Source organism: Mesorhizobium sp. M0772 (genome assembly GCF_040320135.1).
In the GTDB taxonomy this organism is placed as follows: Bacteria; Pseudomonadota; Alphaproteobacteria; order Rhizobiales; family Rhizobiaceae; genus Mesorhizobium.
In genome coordinates this window covers 19210-36726 of sequence record NZ_JAMYPB010000056.1, presented here as the reverse complement: position 1 = coordinate 36726, position 17517 = coordinate 19210, and the positions used below count along the sequence as shown (strand labels likewise).

Below are 17517 nucleotides of genomic sequence, written 5' to 3'. Positions count from 1 at the left end.
GGCTCACACGCTAAGCCGCCTCGTAAAGGAGCGGCGGCCGATCAGGTGTTGCCACCAATCGCCCACAGGCACCACGCGGCGGCATCTGCAGCGACACCAACTGCATTCCTTCGCCAGTTCCAGCGGGATGAAAAAAACTGTGCGGCCGGCCGACCCGACGGACCCGGCTGGCGCACGCAGGATCCTGAACTGCTGGACGATGATGACGCAGGCCTGGAAAGGCGGCTAGGTTGGACCTTGCTTTTCAGGCTTGACCATCATGTTTCACTACCCGCTCGGTCATCGCGGGAAGGCCAGGAGCAGAGCCGCTGGCGGCAACGATGAGTTGCGGACGAGGTCGGGCGGTGGAGGACGACTCCCTTGGGCCGCCAGGTCACTGAAGGACCAACCGAAGCGGCGCTTCGGGCGTAAAAGCGACGTCCTTGTAGGTCTGCAATGTCTGCTTATGGAGGAACGGCGGCAAGGCCTCTTTGACCGGCATGGGGCGCATTGCTGTCCGTTATCGGCTGAGTGATGCGAGAAGCTGCCGTTCTGCAGCCGGCCTCTTTGTCGCCGCAGCAAGGGGCAACTCTATTGACATGAGGGTGCGGAAAACTGTTGGCCCTGCTCGCACTTCAACGTGGAACACAGCAACAGGGATAACAATAGCACATGATCGCCCCATTCGGCCCGACGTCCAAAGCGTATGGAACGTCCTTCGGAACGAACATCCAGTCGCCTCCGACAAGTTCTTTCCCATTGTATATCACTGAGCCGGACACGATGAATCGCATAGCATCGCCATCCTTATGCGAATGTTCACGAACCTTCGCGTTCGGCTCAGCTTTAGTGATAAAAAACTGCGCTCCCTGACTTTCTTCCTTCGCGAAATAAACAGGGAGGTGCCATTTCTCGAAGCCGTTTTCCATCCCGGAGATCTTGAGCGAGTCGATTGTGCGGAGGACATCCTCGTCTCGCGAAGTCATAACTCTGTCAGGATTGTATGCCTTTCCACTTTGTCCCCACGCACCCCTTATGCGTTGGACACCTTCATCGAAAGAGATAAAATCAAACGGATCTCCTGACATCGCTTCCTCCTGAATTTCTATTTCTAAGCTACATATTACTGCGAAAGTTCGCAACTCCCTTTGCGTCAAGTCGCTTGCCGTGGTTGCATTGCAGATGCTTGGATTAGCATGCTTTGCGCTATCAGAATTGTCCTGGTCCAATGATTGATTGAGGACAATAGGAAAACGGCGATGGTCAATCTTATCCGAGATGAGTTATAGGTGATTTATGATATTTCACAAATAGTTGGAATCTATTACGTGAAGAGATTGTCGCGGCTTCAGCGGTTGCCGTTTGCAGATGAGGCAGACGGTGTTTTATGTTTGAAAATTGTCAAAGGCATCTATCTAACAGGCTTCTTCAAGTGAGGAAAAGCAAATGAAACGGACAACTAGCCACCGCCAGATCGAAGATGACGAGATTGGCGGCCCTCCCGCCAGTCCGCTACTAGCTCGTGCGGTGATACTAGCTTGCATCTTCGCCAGCATCTTCTCGTCAATGGTCCTTCCCATGCGAGCAGAAGCAAATATGGTCGTCACACTCAGATCGTCCGAAGTCGCCTTGCCACCGCCCGCGCGCCGTACGTTTCCAGGTTTGGGATCAGTGGTTTCTTACGATGTTTCTCCAGTGCGACAGCCCACACCCATGAGTTGCTGGGCGGCCGTTTACACAATGATGCTTTCATGGCGTGAACAGCGGATGCTGACCATTCCTGAGGCCATAGCAACTCTTGGAAGCCCATATCTTCTTTATCTGTCGGAAGATAATGGCCTTCCAGGCGGCGCCGAGCAGGATCTCGTTGAAAAGGCAGGCTTGCGCGCAATTCCTCCCGCAAGTTATCCGCTGAAAACGTTTAGGCGTCTCCTGCGAGAGCGGGGACCGCTTTGGATCACAGCCGGCGACGGGATTACGGCGCACGCTAGGCTACTTGTGGGCATTTACAGCCCTGATGAAAATGAATCGGCGGAAGCCTATAAGAAGTCCTGGATGGAGTTCGTCGATCCGGAAGACGGGACGTTTCACTACGAAACGGCGTTCGACTTTGAAGACGTCTTTGAGCGAGAGGCAGCCTTTTTAGTTGGGGGGCACATGGATCGTACTCCCCTCCGTTGGCAGATAATTACCTTTTGACTACTCTACACTCGTCTTACAACGTCGGGCGCGGCCTTGGGTCACGAACCGACTCCCATCAGAATAGTCCGTGCGACTTCGCGATTGTCGAGGTAACCGGCAATTCCATGCCGATTATCGGTGTGGTTCCTTACCCCCGGAAAATTGCGGATCGGCGGATTTACTGGAAAAGATTGTTCATCCAGCGGAAAGAGCGCCACCACGTCCCGAGTATCAAATGCATTAAACCAGTCCTTCACGCCGCTTGGGTATGAAATTGGTGCCAACTGGTCGCGGATGGCCCGGATGCCAAGCGGGGAGCCGACGGTGACGAAGAGCGGAATGTTGATACCCTGTCCTGCGTCGTGCAGAACGCTGTATGCTACGACAGAGCCCAAGGAGTGGCCGACGACCACGGTTTTGTTGGCGGTCAGTGCTCTCCGCACAATGGCATCTATGGTAGAACGAACAGCTGGATACCTCGTGTACAGGTAGACGTCTCGCGTGAACTGCTCGATCGCGCTTTGGCTCATGCCGCCACCGTGTTTGTCGATGGCGGCAAGGATTGCCTGAACCCATTCCCAATTCAGCGGTCCCTTCGGACGCGCGTTGTTACCATATTCGTCCAGAACCTGCGTATCGGTTATGCCCGTCTGCTCTCGGATCGATTGCGCCACGTCGGATTGAAAGGCAAGGAAATCATCGTCCTGACCACTTCCACCGTGGGCCTTGATCTCTCCGGTCAACGGGAGGTTCGCCTGATCGACGAATCGCTGCAGCTCGTCACCGTAGTAGGGAAACTCGACATCTAGATTTTCGGGAATGTGCATACCGAGTGCTTGCGCCCCAAGAGTCAGCGTCTCGATCCAAGCGGCCTTAAGCTTTTGAGGATCGAGATTGGCCTGACCTCGCCCATGCACGAGGAGCAGTTTCGCCGTCTGAGGCTGGGCCGACGCACTGGGAACCGCGACCGATGACAGCCCTGCGAGGGCGGCAAGAACCGTTCTTCTCGACAGCATCGTCATGATTTCCACACCTGAGCTTCGAGCACGATATCCATCCCTTTGTGGTCGAAAGTCGTCCACAGGGCCTGCTTTAAGAAATGGCGCGCTTCCTCGAACTCCTTGGGGATTGAGGCTCCAACCGCTTGCAAAAAATTCCATCCTTGCGAAAGCATCGGGCAGAAAGGAACAATCGCCGGATCCACTATATCGTGTGTGGCAGGCGGCGGCTCAGCGCCAGTGGAGGCGGCAAGCATAGCGACGTCGAATGGTAAAACGCCGAGATCGCCTTTCATGAATTGCGCCACTGAAATCAATTGCTCGATACGTCCTGCCTGCGCGTATGCATACGCGGCAAAAATTCCAAGCATTGGGTCGACCCCTTTCATCACTCGGATTTCATCTGCGAACTTTCCAGCTGCATCCTCGTTTGCAAGCCGGAATGCCCCAATCGACGCCGCAGCCGCCACCGCAGCCCTCAGGCTTGTCAACCGCTCGGCATTGAAGGCATTGTCGCGTGTGTTGTAGGCTACGCTTGCTACGCCTTCCTCGCGTACGACGACCGTCACATCGTGCCGAGGAAGACCGGCAATTACAGTACCCGAGCCGTCCGCAAAACGGATGGCGATAGAGTAAGCACGATTACGAGCATGAACGACCTCTATACTCACGGCATCGCCATCAGAGCTACCAGTGGTCTTCGCTTCAAGCCCTGCGCTTACTAGCAAAGTCCTGATCCCCTTCGCGCCGACGACAAGCACAGTCGAACCCGTGGCCGAAGCTGGAGTGTTGAAAGGGACAGACAAGAGATCAAGCTTGGCGTTCACATAATCGCCGGCGCGGCTCAATTTAGTGTTAGACTCGCCGCCAGTATTCGGCGGTTCTGTACCTAAGATGTCGTTTGCGGCAATATCTTCTGGCGTCGTCATTGGCTTTAGGGGTGCCTGTTGCCCCACCGAGAAGTGAGCGCGGCCAATGTAGATGTCATCGTCCGACGTTACGCTCGAGTCGGGCAATTGCCTCAGCAGAAGTCCACTCGCCTGCGCACGCTTCGGAAGGTCGGACAGCAGATATCTCTTCAGCCGTCGGTTTGGCACGACCTTCTCACCATCCAAATCGAAGACCATCTCGGGGCGTGGATCTTGGAACGCGCTCAGAAAGCTGGTTGTGAATAGTCCCTGAAAGTTGGCAATACTGTCCGAAAGCTTTACCTCGTAAGCTGCCTCGCCGACCCTCGTCGCTAGAAATTGATCAACGTCCACACTCATTGTCGCAGCGCGCCCGCGATTGGGAAATATCAGACTGCCTTGAACATTTGAAATTCCGAGATCACTCGGCGCTGAACGGCAAGCATCCGAGATTATTACGATGTTGGGCACTGGATTCTGCCGCGCTATAAGGACGCTACCGACAAGATTGACTGCCTCGTTCGGGTCTTCGGGCGCTCCCGACAGCATCCAAAATTCGGATTGCTGGTTCACAAATCCGTGCCCAGAGAAATAGATTAAAAGTAGTCTGGGAGCGCTGGAGGCCAGCCGTGTGCTGATGGCATTCTTGATATCGGCCGCTTTAACAGGAGATGTGTCGTCGGTTAGTAGTGCCACGTCGAAGTTTTCCGATGTAAGCCATTCCGCCACCTTGCGCGCGCTGCTTACGCCAGCCGATAGAGCCGGAAGATTTCCAGGCCTGTCGACACCCACCACAATGGCAACTTTGCCGTTAGCTTGCGCGCGCGCGCAAGACGGTGAAACCATAGCAGTTGCTACGGTCATGCCGGTCAACTTGATGAAATGGCGCCTGTGCATGTCGGACTACCGCCTTCCGGAATAGGGCCGAGTCAAATGCAGCGTATCACTACAGTTGAGCTTGTCGAGCCGACCTGGCGTCTTTTGAGGCGCACGGCTCCAGAAAACGGCATTGGATCGCAAAAACTTGCAGACTTACCCTATTGCCGCTTACCTTAATCTCCCGTCGCGCTACTTGGGGACATTGGCTGGCGACTATTTTGTCCAAGAAGTTAACGCCAAACGATGCGCAGATGACGCTGATAGGGCCACGGTGGCACGCGACCCGTTTTGGGCTCTCGCAGTGGGACCGTGGACTCCTAAAACTTGCCGTCCTTTGGCGCCCGTAGGACATCGGGATCGGGGCCGCTCAATAGTCCGGCAGATTTGAGGGTTAACTGAGCCAATTCGCCCTCCATCAATTGCCATTTCTCAAGAACGGAACATCAGCGGCGCTATAGGCGCGTTTCGAATGTCCTGCTAAGGTTGAGGATCTGAAGCGGGGGCTCAGTATTCAATGCGGAAGCTTTCAGCAGCCCTGGTGTCATTGCGGACCGGCAACTCTATGTCGGGAATCGCAAAAAGCGGGCAACAGGCAGCGGCTAAATGGTCGTGAGTCGGTAGTTGTTCCCACTTCGAAGATGAATGTACGGAAAAGGTCTTCCAAAGAAGCTAGTCGACTGCCATTCATCTAATGGCCAATCCCTCGCGGCTTCCGCGTGTGCAACAGACAAAGCGGGTCTCAGCTCGCGCCTACCAATGGAGCAACCGGATGATTGCAACGCCTGAAGGCAGGCTCATCTCTTTCGACGAAGCAGGGTTCACCGGACCTCGTCTGCTGGACAATCAACAACCCTATTTCGTCTATGCCTCTCATGACCTGACCGTAGACGAATCGGCCTCCCTCATCAGCGATCTGCGTATGCGTTACCGCCTCCTTCAGGGCAATGAACTGAAGGCCAAGAACCTCAAGAAGCGAGGAACCTGGCCGATGATCGTAACTGATTTGTGCGGCGCGACACATGGTCGGGCGAAAGTGGTAGTTCACAATAAGAAGGTTGCTCTAGCTGGAAAATTCGTCGAGTACTTTTTCGAGCCGGTCTTAGCGACCAACAGCGCACTATTCTACGGGGTAGATTTCCACCGCTATCTAATGACAGCGATCTTCGTCCTGCTACGCAATAGCCCGGCAGATTATGCGGAATTAGCGGAACAGATGCAGCAGTTCATGCGCACCTTCGATCCTGCGTCTGCCCCCGACATCTTTTCGAAGGGCAGCAGCCAAGCCGTTGAGATGGAGCGTATCCTGAAATTCTGCCGTGGTTACGCTACGGTCATTGAGGATCGATCAAGATGGTTGCGTCCGGAGGCTGGCCAAGGCGGTAAATGGACGCTCGACTTAACCTCCACTGCGCTGTTCTCGCTTCTGTTCTTTTATTGGGGTCACAGATATCCCAAATTGCGCCTCCTGTGCGACGATTCAAAGCCTTTGGCGGACGGGGTCGACCTTTTCAACGCGTGGGTTGGACAGGATCAATCAACCTCGCTAACGGATGGCAAGGCATCACACGAGATAAGGGGTAACTTAGTTGCACCCGTGGAATTCGGATCCTCTGAAACACACCCGACCATACAAGTAGCCGATTTGTTGGCGGGAATGACCCTTGAGGCGTGGGACGTCCAAAGCGAAGCAGCGACGACCGTGGCTCGTTGGCTGGGGGAGCACCAACTTCACGCTCATTCCGTCGATTTCCTCCCCGAGTTGGCCACTAAGAGCGACCGCCGGGTTCGAATCGGCAGAGAGATATTGAAGGAACTCGCCCAACGGGCGGATATAGGCCGCGATCCGCTTGATGGCATGGAGCAGTTTCTCCGCCGCACGGAGTTGCGCTTTCCGTCTTGACGAGCATCGATTCCGGAGGGCGCGAGGGATCGGCGCCGCGACCAGACCGACGGCTCTTAAGATTATCTGTAGCGGACGATCTGCGCGCATGCGCGAATGACATTGTAGAGGCCCCCTGACGGGCTTCGGTTTAGGATTGAGAACGCGGCCCTGATGGATAAAGAAGAACCCCAGTCTGATAAGAAGATCGCCGAGCTGCTCGGCGCCAAGCAGAATGCGTTGGGAATATTGGGCCGTCCAATGCCAGGCGGGTTTATTCAGTACGATGCCCCGGATCTAATGACGGCTGTGGCGCTGGCTGCCGACTTCAAGGCTGGGGGTCACTACAAGTACTTCCGCGGTCAGCGCGATGCGAGCTGGCAGGTGGTTTCAAGCTTTGTCCGAGCCAACGACGCCGACCGCACCAAGGCGGTCACTGACTTTGGCGCCTTTTACTCGTTCGCCCGCGGTGCCCCGCACCTCGTTCCGTATCTGCAGAATGATGACGCACTCATTGCTACAGCGCAGCACCACGGCCTCGCCCTAACCAACTTCATAGATTTCACACGCAGTCCGGAGGTCGCGGGCTGGTTCGCAAGCGATGGAGCATCGACCGAGGACAAAGGAGCGATCTTTTTAGTCGATCGCGAGGCGGAAGGGGCATTTGACGCCTATAGCGGACCAGTGCGGTTCATCCACCTGGATGTTCCGAATCTGTGGCGTCTGCAGGCCCAAGAGGGATTGTTCTTGGAGGCGCCTGGAAAGTTCGACCATATCTGGCCACTGGACCGCATCGTCTTCCCTCATATTGCTTCTCACTCATCGATCCCAAGACGCAATATCTACCCCGACAAAAAGAGCGCATTGGAACTCGCTCTCGATCAGTACAGTGTGATGCGGCGCCGACGGGCCGGGTTCGACGATCTCTTGGAACACATTCACGCGGCCGGCGGGCTCTTGATTGAGCTGAGTGACGACGACAACACCACCGAAGAAGACGCCCTGGTCGTTCCGCCCGCTTGGATCGCCGGACCAAACGAGCGATGGAAAGACATCGATGTGGACTCCTCGGGTCCGGTGTTGGCCGAGCCCTTGTTAAACTCGATCGCCGCATTAACGGAGGTCATCGAAAAGCGTCGCGGCTGCACGGATCTTGTGACCGTCTCTGCGGGCGACGACGAAAAGCTGCAGAATCTGATCGATCGTGTATGGGGCGGGATGCGTCCACATCCTTATTCGGCCGATCATATCGCACGCTGCATCATTGCTACCATAAACCTGCAACGCGCGTTCCAGAACGTTAATTTGAGTAACGGGCTGGAGCAGCGCAGAATTGCTGAAACGCTACTCGGTCCGACAACCGAGATCGAAATGTCCACCTCTGGGGAGAATGCTGCAAGGGCATTTGTGAACTTGCAGGATTTATGGCTAGCCTTGAAGCAAGATGTCCGTGACAAATGGGGGCCAGTCTTTGATCCACATGGAGATTGGCTGGATAGCATACTGGGCGAGGATTGGCAGAGACCCGGTCGGAATTTTGACGGCCAACAACTAGTGGAGCTTTTCGTGGTCCAGATTATTCCTTGGCAGGTGGCCACTTATAGAGATCCAGTTGCCTTCTCGGCTTTCCATGTACTTACCCTCGGCCGCGCCTAGTGTGAACTGCCAAATTGGAAGCGTCCCCCCTTGCGCAATTTAATGGCGTAAGGCCTCTCGTCTTGGCGATGGGACGGCCCATGCAAAGCCCGATTGTCTCTGTTCGTGTGACCTCTCGGCCAGCAGGATGGCCTGTTTGTCGGGACGGCGGCTTTTAGGCAGTCGAGAATGCAGGCGGAACGACCTAGATTGGGCGCAAAGCTGCCTTGGTCAAGTGAGGCTCTCAGCAGAGCAGCCTCCAGTGATCCACAACACAGCCCAACTAAGCCAACTGTGCACCGTGCGGCATTCATCGCCGCCGCAGCGCGATACCGCCCTGTTGCCGACCTTCACAAGCAGACTTCCTTGGCCTCGATGTCGGCAAGTTCCCCCCTCGCCGCCAACAACATCGCGCATTGGCCGGCATCAATCAGTGCGGCGCGGCACAGCCGACAGGTCTTGCCTTGTCCGGAACCGAAAGTGGGGCTTCGATCGACGCCGGCCCGCCCCGCACATCCAATGGTGCGATCAAATCTCGCCACCTGCAGGGCGTCTCGATTTGAGCGCGAAGAATCCCCGGTATGCGCCGCGCCAAGGTCAGCCGCGCAGGATGAGATCGACCCCTTGAAGCAGGGCGTTTGCGGAAAGCGACACGCCGACCGTGCCTAAGCCGAGGAGCTGCGCCACAAACGCCTTGCGCTTGACGGAGATCTCGCTCATCGACGCGTTCGGCCAGCATAGCATCGATCTCATCGGTGAATGCTGCCTCCGACCAGCCCGCCACTCTGAGGGTCGCCAGAAAACGCCACACCATATTTCAGGAGCGTCCAAGGTCTCGACGATGTGGCTGAACAGACCTTCCGGTGATATTCTTTCCGTCCCCCAGCGAAAGCGCAGCTCTAAGGTATCGAGATCCGCTGGACCTTTGCCATTTCGATGCGCGTTGCCGATTGACTCGACGAACTTTGCGAACGCATCCGTCCCATCGAGATTGTGATGAACCGGAATTCGGTTGGCTGTGCGCCATTGCCCGCGGCCTCAAAGCACCTCTTCAACGATCGTGCGCGAAGTCTAAGGCGCCGGCGGATCTTGATTTAGTCGACCCTGCGGACCACAGGTTGGAGCGTCTGGGCATCGCCGCCTCTCGCGCGCTCGACGACGATGCGGACGCTGGCACCGTCGCGGTTGGCTACCACTTCTTCGATCATTGCGGTGAGGCCGGCCTTCAACGTTGCAAGCAACTGGTAGAGGACACCGGAAAAGTTCCATTGCCCGCCCGTCAATGCTCCGCCATCGCACTGGTTCGCCATGCAAACGTCATATCCGCGACGCCCTCGGACGCAATCCCTAAGCCGAATTATACTGGCGCGATCAGATTGAAATGGCGACTGACGCGTATGGCTTTTTAACGCCGTCGAGTACAACTCTCGCTATGGGAATCTCGCTCTATCGACAGTTCCCGAAAACCTTAAAGGGGACGCCGCTCACCAGGCGCTATATGCCCTATAATTGGTCGAACTTGCCCAATCCGATTGGCGTCCAATGGATGGCGTATTCGTGGATGCTCGACGAATTTGGGCGTGAGCTCGCCAATACCATCAATAGATTTACCAACGACGTCCATAGCCTGACAGCTTGGTCAAGGGTGATCCAGTCGCTAACGCAGAAGAAACAATTTGACGCGACCCATGAATTCATCGACACACTCGCCACCAACGCCTTGAACTCTCCCTATGTAGTCAAGGGGCGCTTCGGCTTCGCCGCCGCCCATCCGTGCCATCAGGCGAATATGCTCAAGCGGCCCGCCACCTGGAGCGACGACCTGCCGCTCGACTACGACATCTATCCCCACGTGGCTGACAAGTATGGCAAGTCTTGGGGAGGCTACAAAGGACTTAAGCGCGCTTGACGCCATTGGCGCAAGTGCCTTCCGCGATGGCACCGACGATTTCCGCAATGCCTACAATCATCGGTTCTCGCCGCGGTTTGTGGTTGGAATGACGCAACTCGTAACGCGGATCGTCAACGAGAAGACGGGCCAGGTCCGTTACGGGTTCGGCGGACGTGAGCCGCTCGACCTTGCCAAGATTGTGACCTTGCTGGAGCGAGAACGCGTTCGCGAGCTTCCAAGAACTCGTACGCGAACACGAAGCGGCAATCCGAGAACAAGCCCAATGCTAGTCAGCGAATGTTCAGTGGCGCAGGGGGAGTGCGCCGATCTGAGGGGTGCATTCAATATCTGCGTCTAGAAACTGCCGTCCGGTGCGGGCAACATTCTGTCTGAAATCAGATCCTGGACAGAGTCGTTCTTCTATTGCCGGCAACAAAGCGCAATGCGGGACAGAAAGATTGGTTGGAATGATGGATTGGCTCCGGAGGGGCGGCGGTCTCTTGTCGCCGTCGTCAGCGCATTGGATTCGTCGGCCATGACGAGTGGTGAATCTAGGCTGGCTGGTTTTCTGTCGTGATTGCTATCACCCCTTTTTCTCCCACAACTGACGGAACGTGCCTTGCTTCGTCAAGCTCCCTTTGGATATAAGCCACACAAGGTCGACCTTGGGAGGAATGTAACGTGCGAAAAGTTGAGACGGCGCTTAAGCTGCTTTCGATGACTTCAGGCAACGGTCCCGACTTTGCCGGACATTGGAAAAACGAGCTTGGTTCGAAGATGTTTCTTGCCGTTGTGGGGAACAAAGTGTCCGGTTCATATACGACCGCGAAAAGCGGGAGCGGGAAGTCCTTGACCGGAGACGTGGCCGGATTTGTAAATGGCGATCTAATCTCGTTTGTCGTCGCCTGGCCGGTAGCAGCGATAACTGCTTGGGTAGGGCAACTGACTACCGCTGCAGATGGTTCAGACGTTCTCGACACTCTTTGGCAGATGACGCAAAACGTTGCCGATGCCGAGGAACCCGACGATATGTGGGCTTCAATCAACGCAGGTGCAGATCAATTCGGCCGGGAATAGCCGCTGCAAGATTTCAGGCTGTTGCTCTCGCTCGAAGGTTCGGCGATGGTGGACCTGTGATCTGACGAAGCTAGAATAGCCTGTCTTACCTGTCCCGGATGTATAAGTTCGTCAGACCATTTGGCGCACCGATCTTGGCCGCAGCTTGCCAATTTCGAGGATTTCCGCAACTTGGCAACAAGGACGGCGTCTGGCTGACCTTGTTCCTCGACCACCTGGCCCGATCCGGATCCAGCCGCTGCTGCATCAGACGACCGAGGGGCTGAGCGAAGTGGCCGTGCCTGACTTCACCTTGGCGCAAGTGCGTGAACATCTCCTCCGGTCCGGCCGCGATCCTAAGTTCCTCCCTGAAGACGTGCTGCTGTCGCTTACACGTCCCACATTGGCGGCGATCTATTGCCGAATTCCCGGAAGCGAGCGCTGGGCCGGCTGTCGCGAATATGAGCTGGTCGATCGGTATTGGCGAAGGGCGACGATAGAGAACCGCACCCAGGCGTTCCATGCCAGCGACGGATATGCTTTGCTCCGTCTCGCTGGCACGCTACTTGATGGGAGTGCGATCTATCCGTGGACGGCCAGCGTTGCTGCCAGACTGGCCGTTGCAGACGCGACTCGCGATCGGCTCATCACCGCCGGCGTGCTGCGTCCCGCGCAGAGTCGGCCGCCTACCTGTTGTTGGAGCTCATGCCGAAAGGGCAGCGGACGTCCTGCTGGGCGACCACGCCGCAGCGCCGGTTCCCGTTCGCCATCAAATTAGGCGCTTGCTGTGCCGTGCCGCACCACGCGACGCTTGGTCGAGACGATCACTCGCATGAGTGCACAGATAGTTCGGACCGTCTGATGGTCGCCGAACTTGCGGGATGGATGCCGATCGAGGAGTCTGTGGAGTTTCTAGAAGGCTTGGTCGACGGCGAGTCAGAAGCGGTTGAAAAGGCGGCTCTGGTCGCGTAGCGACAGCAACAGGCCGACGCCGGGACCGCAGAGCTCATCGCCGCTTTGCCGGACCAACCGCAACCGCGGCAGTGGGCTTGGCTACATGCCCTAATTCGGCGTGGCGACCCCGCTCACCTCGCAGACCCCAAGGATCCGCGTTCGATCCATGCTTTGCTTGACCATCTTGGGGAATATTTCCGGGAGGAAGCGAATTCGCTGCTCAAGAAATGATCGAAGGAACTGGCAGACGCGGCCGAAAGGCTCGAGAAAAACTCCCACCGGTAGATCGCACGCATGCACGGCCCCGATACATACCAGGCGAGGTGGAGACTGGCGAAGGACTATCCCGTGGTCGCCCTGAACTATTCGGCCGCCTGATAAGCGCTGGCAAAATCGTTAGGTTTGGGAAGGAAGGCTGCTCCGGCCAAGAAAACCTACCTCAACGCGTAAAGCGAAAGCCTGATCTCAATTTTGCGAAGCGCTCGCTGGGACCGGCCGCAACGCGGTCAGGATCAAGAACCTAGCGTGCGACCAAACGACACCAAGCGCTACCCGTTGTCCAGCGTGGAAGATGATTGCCTTCGTGGTTTCTCCGACGCGCCAGCGCCCAGTAAACCTTCCTTTCTGGCCTTGGCAAATGCCCGGTCACCTTCCAGAAATCCGACCAGCATAAAGGGGATCAGTTCAGCCACGGTTTCGGACTCGCCATAGGTCTGACGGTAAAGTGCGGCATAGTCATTAAGTGCTTGGCTCAAGTCGGCGCCAACGGTGATGGTGATCTTCGAAGGTGTCCGGTCCGGAAGTTTTCCGAGTTTCAAATTAGCCATCAAGTCCTCCTGTTCACCCCGTATATGGCCGCAACACGAGGTCCTTGTGCACGACGACGCGCAACGGCCAACCAGGGCGGACAGTGATCGTGGGTTGGACGTTCAGGTTCTTTTCCGTGATCCGTTGGCCGGCTTGACTGACGTTCTGCTGGGCGGATTCACGAATTGCCTTGACCAAGTCGCTTTCATTTTCCCCAAAGCTCAACTCGGTACCAACCCCCAGCAATGTGGCCACCGCGACGCCCTTGATCAGCTGCCAAGTATGGAAATCCACTTTGTCCTCGAGCCCGGCATAGCCGGCCGCGTCGGTCACGGGCAGATTGTCGATTTCGATAGATGAGCCGTCCGGCATCACGATGCGTTGCCACACCAACAGAGCGCGCCTTTGCCCAAAGGCTACAACGCTGTCGTAGGTGCCGATCAGCCGTGAGCCCTGCGGGATGAGCAGGATGCTGCCGGTGACGCTGTCGTGCACATTCTCGGTGATCTGGGCGACGACAAGGCCGGGCAGATCGGAATTGATGCCGGTGATCAGGCTTGCAGCGATCACGCTACCGGCCATGATCTGATAGGGCGAAGCCGGCGTCTGCAGTGTATGCGGGTTGTAGATCCCGCCGGTATTCCGTTGATCGATGAAATCGAGCTTGCGCTGTTGATTGTTCGGGTCGCCCTCGGCCGGCGCGACGGAAGCTCGCTGGCCTTCTGTATTTGGCTGCGGAGACGCCGTCTCGAAAGGCGAACGTCCGCCCTGCCCATTGCCAAAAGCTTCCGTCTGCTGGGGCCGGTTTTCGATGCGGAAGAGGACTTGCGACTCGCGCGCCTCAATCGCTTGTTGTGCAAGCCGCTGGGCCTCGGCGGAAACGTCTTGCCCTGGTGCGATGCCAAGCTGGCGCTGGTGCTCGAGAATAGGACGGCCGAGATCCCCAGGCAGCGGCGGTCCAAGCACCGGAGCCTTCGGCTTGCTCCCGGAATAGTCCTTGGGCAGCGTTTCAAGTCCCTCGGCGGTCGGCTTGCGGTCCGTGCTGTAGAGCTCTTCGGGCTGCTGTTTCAGGCGCAATGCGGGTCCCCGCAGCGCCATCATCGTGACGCCAAAAACAGCGCCGGAACCAACAGCAGCGATCGCGACGATTATGCCGCGCCTGAACCGCACCGCTCGGCGGGGCGAGGCTCGCAGCTGCAGCTGTTCGGGATTGAGCTTCGGCAGAGCATTCGGATGGGAAGTATCGTTCATGAGCCTCCCCTCACCTGCCAAAACGCGAAAACAGCCAAACCCGCCGCGGCGGTTGCCGACCGTCGCTTCTCGTAATGCGCACCACCTGCTGTTGCTTGGTGCCAAGCCGCAGCTCGGCCGCAGCAAAGAGGCGATCGACGATGTAGTAGTTGCCGCGCATGCGATAGTTGACGAGCTGGTTGTCCCCGTCGGCTCCGACGATGAAGAGCGGCGGCGCCTCCCCTTGGTCGATACGGCTCGGAAATTCGATATACACCCTGCTGCCATCGTCGAAGGCACGCGTCGGTCTCCACGGTGGCGTGTCGCCGGCGATCGAATACCGGAAGCGGATGTTTTCGAGTGCTATGTTCGAGGCCGCGGGCATTTCAGCCTCGGCCTGAGCGTTGCGCCGCCGAAGCGCCACGAGTTGGTCTTCGCTGTAAATCCAGGAGAGCGCCGCCATGGCAGTTTTCTCAGTGCTTTGAAGTTGCAGGTGATAGGATCGCCTGTCCGTCGTGATGACCAGATTGGTGGCAAGCCCCGGCGCGAATGGCTTCACCAGCACATGAGTGCGCTGGTCATCGCCTGAGCCACTAACGGTGTCACCGATCACCCAACGGACCGTATCGCCGGCTGAGACCGAGGTCAGCTTCTCGCCCCGCTGCAATGAGATATCGGTGACGCGCTCCGGCGCGGCGTAGAGCTGGTAGAGCGCGCCGTCGGCAAAGGGGTAAACCTGCACCGCATTGACATAGCCAAACTTGGTGGGTTGTTGCGTCGCCGCCTTGTTGGCATCGGCGACCTGTTCTTCCGGCGAGCGCTTATCTGGGGCGGGCTTGCCGGGTGCGGGCATCAACTGACCAGGCAACGGTAACGGTTTCGGCACTTCCACGACCTTGACCGGCTTCTCCGGCGCCTTCTCGATCGCGGCTGGTTTGAAGTCCTCGTGGTCATAGGAAATCTGAGGCGGCGGCACTGGCTTCGAGGCACAGGCCGAAAGAACCGCAGCAGACGCCGACAGGATCAAGGCAGCACGAAGCAATGGGGCTCTATTTGTCATTGGCGGGCTCCTTAGGGGAAACGGGGGTTGGCGCGGCGCTGTCGAGCTCGCGCGACCAGTCGATGGCGTTGATGAAGACGCCGAGCGGGTTCTTGCGCAGCTGCTCGGTTGTCCTAGGCGGGCGGATGAGGATGGTGAGGATCCCGATCCAGCGCGTCGTGCTGGCGAGGCTGCCGCGCTCGAACACCTGCTCGGTCCATTTAACCTGGAACGAGCTGTCGGAAGCCCTGACCACGCTGGTCACCTGCACTGACACGCTGCGCGTGCCGATTTGGCCGAAAGGGTCGTTCGCCTTGGCATATTCGTTGAGGAAGAGCGCCGCTCGGTCGGTGGCAAAGTCGTAGGCCGACAGCCAATTCTGCCGCACCAGAACCGCATCGGTGGAAACCGAACGGACATTCTGGATGAAGCGGCTGAGATGCCAGGCGATCTGGGCATCGTCGGGCTGGTAGTTTTGGACTGCCGGCGCGACCGCGTGCGCCTCGCCAAAGCGGTCGACCTCGACGACATAAGGCACGACGCGGCCCTGCATCGACTGCCACAGAAGCCCACCGGAAAGCCCCGTCGTCAGAGCCAGGCAGCCAAAGGCCATGAAGCGCCAGTTCTTGGCCTGGACGCGCGCCGTGCCGATGCGCTCATCCCAGAGTTGGCTGGCCTTCTGGTAGGGTGTTACGGGTTCGGGCGTCTTTCCATAACGCTGAACGGGTCGCTTGAAGAGCATCTAGTCTTCCTTGTCATTGAGGGAGGGATTGGCGCCGCTTCCGCCCCGATCTCCATCGCGCACCGCCTGCGTGGCAGCATTGCGATGGGCGCGTGCGGTCTGTTCGGAACGCAGACGCCTTGCCCAGACCGGCGCGGGGTCAGAGGCTGCAGCGGGCGAGGTTCCTGTCTTTGACGCGGTCGGCATGCCGCCGGTCGCGGTCCAGCCGGCATCGCGACCGGCGTCGGCACTACGGCGGAATGGTTCTGCTGCGGATCGCATTCCCCGCATCGCGGCGCCGCTAGCGGCACTCGCAACCCCATGTAGCCCAGCAGCTACCCCGGACAGCCCGGACTCGGGCGATGTCGCGCGCCCCGTCTGCCAAGCGACGGTGGCAGCGGACCCCATGGCGGCGCCGGCACGGACTGCGGCGAGGCCGCCGCCTGTTGCCATGCGCGCGCCGGCAAACGCAGCGCCTCCGACAACGAGCGTTGATCCAGCTGCGGCCGCCGTTGTTCCAAGTGCCGCGCCGGCGCCAAGCTGCGGCGCGCCGGAAACAAGACCCGAGGCAATCCCGGGGCCGAAAATGCCGAGCCCAAGCAGCGCCAGCGCACCCAGTACCTGAGACATGGCCGCCGCCAGGTCCGGCTCCTGGCCCTGCAGGGCGGAAGCGAACTCGCCAAAGAGCGTGGAGCCGATGCCGACGATGACGGCAAGCACCATCACCTTGATGCCCGACGAAATCACATTGCCGAGCACGCGCTCGGCCAGAAACGCCGAGCGGTTCCAGAGCGCGAAGGGCACCAGGACGAAGCCGGCCAGCGTGGTGAGCTTGAACTCGAGGATGGTGATGAAGAGCTGGATGGAAAGAATGAAGAAGGCGATGAGGACCAGGAACCAGGCCAGAAGCAGCACGAAGATGGTGAGCGCGTTACCGAAGATCTCGGGGAAGCCTACTAGCTGGCTCGCTTGATTGAGGAGCGGCCAGGCGCCCTCGAAGCCGGCCGCGGCAATGCGGCCTGGCCGCAGGAGACTGTCGGCGGACAGGTTGCCGGCCGATGCGTTGATGCCGAGACCGGCAAAGGAGCGGTAAATTATGTCGGCGAGGTTCTTGAAATTGTTCAGGACGAAGGCGAAGGCGCCGACATAGAGCACTTTGCGAACAAGCCGGCCGAGAATGTTGGGCTCGCCGCCGAACGCCCAGACCAAGCCCGCGAGCGTGATGTCAATGCCGATCAGAATGGTGGTGAGAAAGGCGACGTCGCCCGAAAGCAGACCGAACCCACTGTCAATGTAGCGGGTAAAGGTCTCCATGAAGCGATCGATGACTCCGAGGTCGTTCATGTCGCCGCCTTCCTCG

The 17517-nt window shown here is 58.0% G+C and carries 15 protein-coding genes and 1 pseudogene; 6 read left to right on the top strand and 10 right to left on the bottom strand.

Going from position 1 to position 17517, the window contains the following annotated elements:
• Nucleotides 1-614 precede the first annotated feature (614 nt).
• A complete protein-coding gene (locus NKI06_RS26685; protein ID WP_352987625.1) occupies nt 615-1067 on the bottom strand; it encodes a cupin domain-containing protein in 453 nt (150 codons plus the stop codon).
• A 358-nt stretch (nt 1068-1425) separates the two neighbouring features.
• Here NKI06_RS26685 and NKI06_RS26680 point away from each other — a divergent pair, with 358 nt between their 5' ends.
• A complete protein-coding gene (locus NKI06_RS26680; protein ID WP_084632877.1) occupies nt 1426-2178 on the top strand; it encodes a papain-like cysteine protease family protein in 753 nt (250 codons plus the stop codon).
• A gap of 41 nt (nt 2179-2219) precedes the next feature.
• Here the strand turns inward: NKI06_RS26680 and NKI06_RS26675 are convergent, their stop codons facing one another.
• Nucleotides 2220-3182, bottom strand: coding sequence for an alpha/beta hydrolase family protein (locus NKI06_RS26675; RefSeq protein ID WP_352987624.1), 963 nt, complete (start codon nt 3180-3182; stop codon nt 2220-2222).
• Nucleotides 3179-4930, bottom strand: coding sequence for a caspase family protein (locus NKI06_RS26670; protein WP_245275904.1), 1752 nt, complete (start codon nt 4928-4930; stop codon nt 3179-3181). Before NKI06_RS26670 ends, NKI06_RS26675 begins: the two co-directional genes overlap by 4 nt.
• Nucleotides 4931-5714: 784 nt before the next feature.
• Here NKI06_RS26670 and NKI06_RS26665 point away from each other — a divergent pair.
• Entirely contained in the window at nt 5715-6845 is a 1131-nt protein-coding gene (locus NKI06_RS26665) for a DUF3800 domain-containing protein (RefSeq protein ID WP_023704080.1), read from the top strand.
• A 153-nt stretch (nt 6846-6998) separates the two neighbouring features.
• Nucleotides 6999-8480, top strand: coding sequence for an FRG domain-containing protein (locus NKI06_RS26660; protein ID WP_352987623.1), 1482 nt, complete (start codon nt 6999-7001; stop codon nt 8478-8480).
• Between the two features lie 576 nt (nt 8481-9056).
• On the opposite strand, the gene NKI06_RS26655 is transcribed toward NKI06_RS26660, so the two are convergent.
• Entirely contained in the window at nt 9057-9179 is a 123-nt protein-coding gene (locus tag NKI06_RS26655) for a hypothetical protein (protein ID WP_023704082.1), read from the bottom strand.
• A gap of 374 nt (nt 9180-9553) precedes the next feature.
• Nucleotides 9554-9769, bottom strand: a complete 216-nt coding sequence (locus tag NKI06_RS26650) for a hypothetical protein (protein WP_031213868.1) — start codon at nt 9767-9769, stop codon at nt 9554-9556.
• A 71-nt stretch (nt 9770-9840) separates the two neighbouring features.
• Between NKI06_RS26650 and NKI06_RS26645 the strand changes: the two genes are divergently transcribed.
• The 3 genes and pseudogenes from NKI06_RS26645 to NKI06_RS30940 form a co-directional block, all read left to right on the top strand.
• On the top strand, nt 9841-10368 hold the full coding sequence (locus tag NKI06_RS26645; protein WP_023704084.1) for a hypothetical protein: 528 nt from the start codon (nt 9841-9843) through the stop codon (nt 10366-10368).
• Between the two features lie 663 nt (nt 10369-11031).
• Nucleotides 11032-11427, top strand: a complete 396-nt coding sequence (locus NKI06_RS26640) for an avidin/streptavidin family protein (protein ID WP_023704085.1) — start codon at nt 11032-11034, stop codon at nt 11425-11427.
• Between the two features lie 1236 nt (nt 11428-12663).
• Nucleotides 12664-12735 (top strand): annotated as a pseudogene (locus tag NKI06_RS30940) (MucR family transcriptional regulator); the annotation flags it as partial.
• Between the two features lie 173 nt (nt 12736-12908).
• Here the strand turns inward: NKI06_RS30940 and NKI06_RS26635 are convergent.
• Genes NKI06_RS26635 through trbL form a run of 5 tightly spaced genes read right to left on the bottom strand, consistent with a single transcriptional unit; the run spans nt 12909 to nt 17501 of the window.
• The gene (locus NKI06_RS26635) at nt 12909-13187 is read right to left on the bottom strand and encodes a DUF2274 domain-containing protein (protein ID WP_023692449.1); all 279 of its coding nucleotides are present in this window, start codon (nt 13185-13187) and stop codon (nt 12909-12911) included.
• A 13-nt stretch (nt 13188-13200) separates the two neighbouring features.
• Nucleotides 13201-14418, bottom strand: a complete 1218-nt coding sequence (locus NKI06_RS26630) for a TraB/TrbI/VirB10 family type IV secretion system protein (RefSeq protein WP_352667928.1) — start codon at nt 14416-14418, stop codon at nt 13201-13203.
• A gap of 10 nt (nt 14419-14428) precedes the next feature.
• Nucleotides 14429-15457, bottom strand: coding sequence for a P-type conjugative transfer protein TrbG (gene trbG, locus NKI06_RS26625; RefSeq protein ID WP_352667930.1), 1029 nt, complete (start codon nt 15455-15457; stop codon nt 14429-14431).
• On the bottom strand, nt 15447-16178 hold the full coding sequence (gene trbF / locus NKI06_RS26620; RefSeq protein ID WP_023724108.1) for a conjugal transfer protein TrbF: 732 nt from the start codon (nt 16176-16178) through the stop codon (nt 15447-15449). The genes trbG and trbF overlap by 11 nt, the downstream gene beginning before the upstream one ends.
• Complete coding sequence (gene trbL / locus NKI06_RS26615) at nt 16179-17501, bottom strand: P-type conjugative transfer protein TrbL (RefSeq protein ID WP_352667932.1); 1323 nt, start codon at nt 17499-17501, stop codon at nt 16179-16181.
• Nucleotides 17502-17517: the final 16 nt, after the last annotated feature.

Coding starts and splice junctions, on each gene's coding strand:
- trbF (WP_023724108.1), bottom strand. CDS start 16,178: ATGCTCTTCAAGCGACCCGTTCAGCGTTATGGAAAGACGCCCGAACCC.
- NKI06_RS26685 (WP_352987625.1), bottom strand. CDS start 1,067: ATGTCAGGAGATCCGTTTGATTTTATCTCTTTCGATGAAGGTGTCCAA.
- trbL (WP_352667932.1), bottom strand. CDS start 17,501: ATGAACGACCTCGGAGTCATCGATCGCTTCATGGAGACCTTTACCCGC.
- NKI06_RS26645 (WP_023704084.1), top strand. CDS start 9,841: ATGGCGACTGACGCGTATGGCTTTTTAACGCCGTCGAGTACAACTCTC.
- NKI06_RS26675 (WP_352987624.1), bottom strand. CDS start 3,182: ATGACGATGCTGTCGAGAAGAACGGTTCTTGCCGCCCTCGCAGGGCTG.
- NKI06_RS26680 (WP_084632877.1), top strand. CDS start 1,426: ATGAAACGGACAACTAGCCACCGCCAGATCGAAGATGACGAGATTGGC.
- trbG (WP_352667930.1), bottom strand. CDS start 15,457: ATGACAAATAGAGCCCCATTGCTTCGTGCTGCCTTGATCCTGTCGGCG.
- NKI06_RS26630 (WP_352667928.1), bottom strand. CDS start 14,418: ATGAACGATACTTCCCATCCGAATGCTCTGCCGAAGCTCAATCCCGAA.
- NKI06_RS26665 (WP_023704080.1), top strand. CDS start 5,715: ATGATTGCAACGCCTGAAGGCAGGCTCATCTCTTTCGACGAAGCAGGG.
- NKI06_RS26655 (WP_023704082.1), bottom strand. CDS start 9,179: ATGAGCGAGATCTCCGTCAAGCGCAAGGCGTTTGTGGCGCAGCTCCTC.
- NKI06_RS26660 (WP_352987623.1), top strand. CDS start 6,999: ATGGATAAAGAAGAACCCCAGTCTGATAAGAAGATCGCCGAGCTGCTC.
- NKI06_RS26650 (WP_031213868.1), bottom strand. CDS start 9,769: ATGGCGAACCAGTGCGATGGCGGAGCATTGACGGGCGGGCAATGGAAC.
- NKI06_RS26670 (WP_245275904.1), bottom strand. CDS start 4,930: ATGACCGTAGCAACTGCTATGGTTTCACCGTCTTGCGCGCGCGCGCAA.
- NKI06_RS26635 (WP_023692449.1), bottom strand. CDS start 13,187: ATGGCTAATTTGAAACTCGGAAAACTTCCGGACCGGACACCTTCGAAG.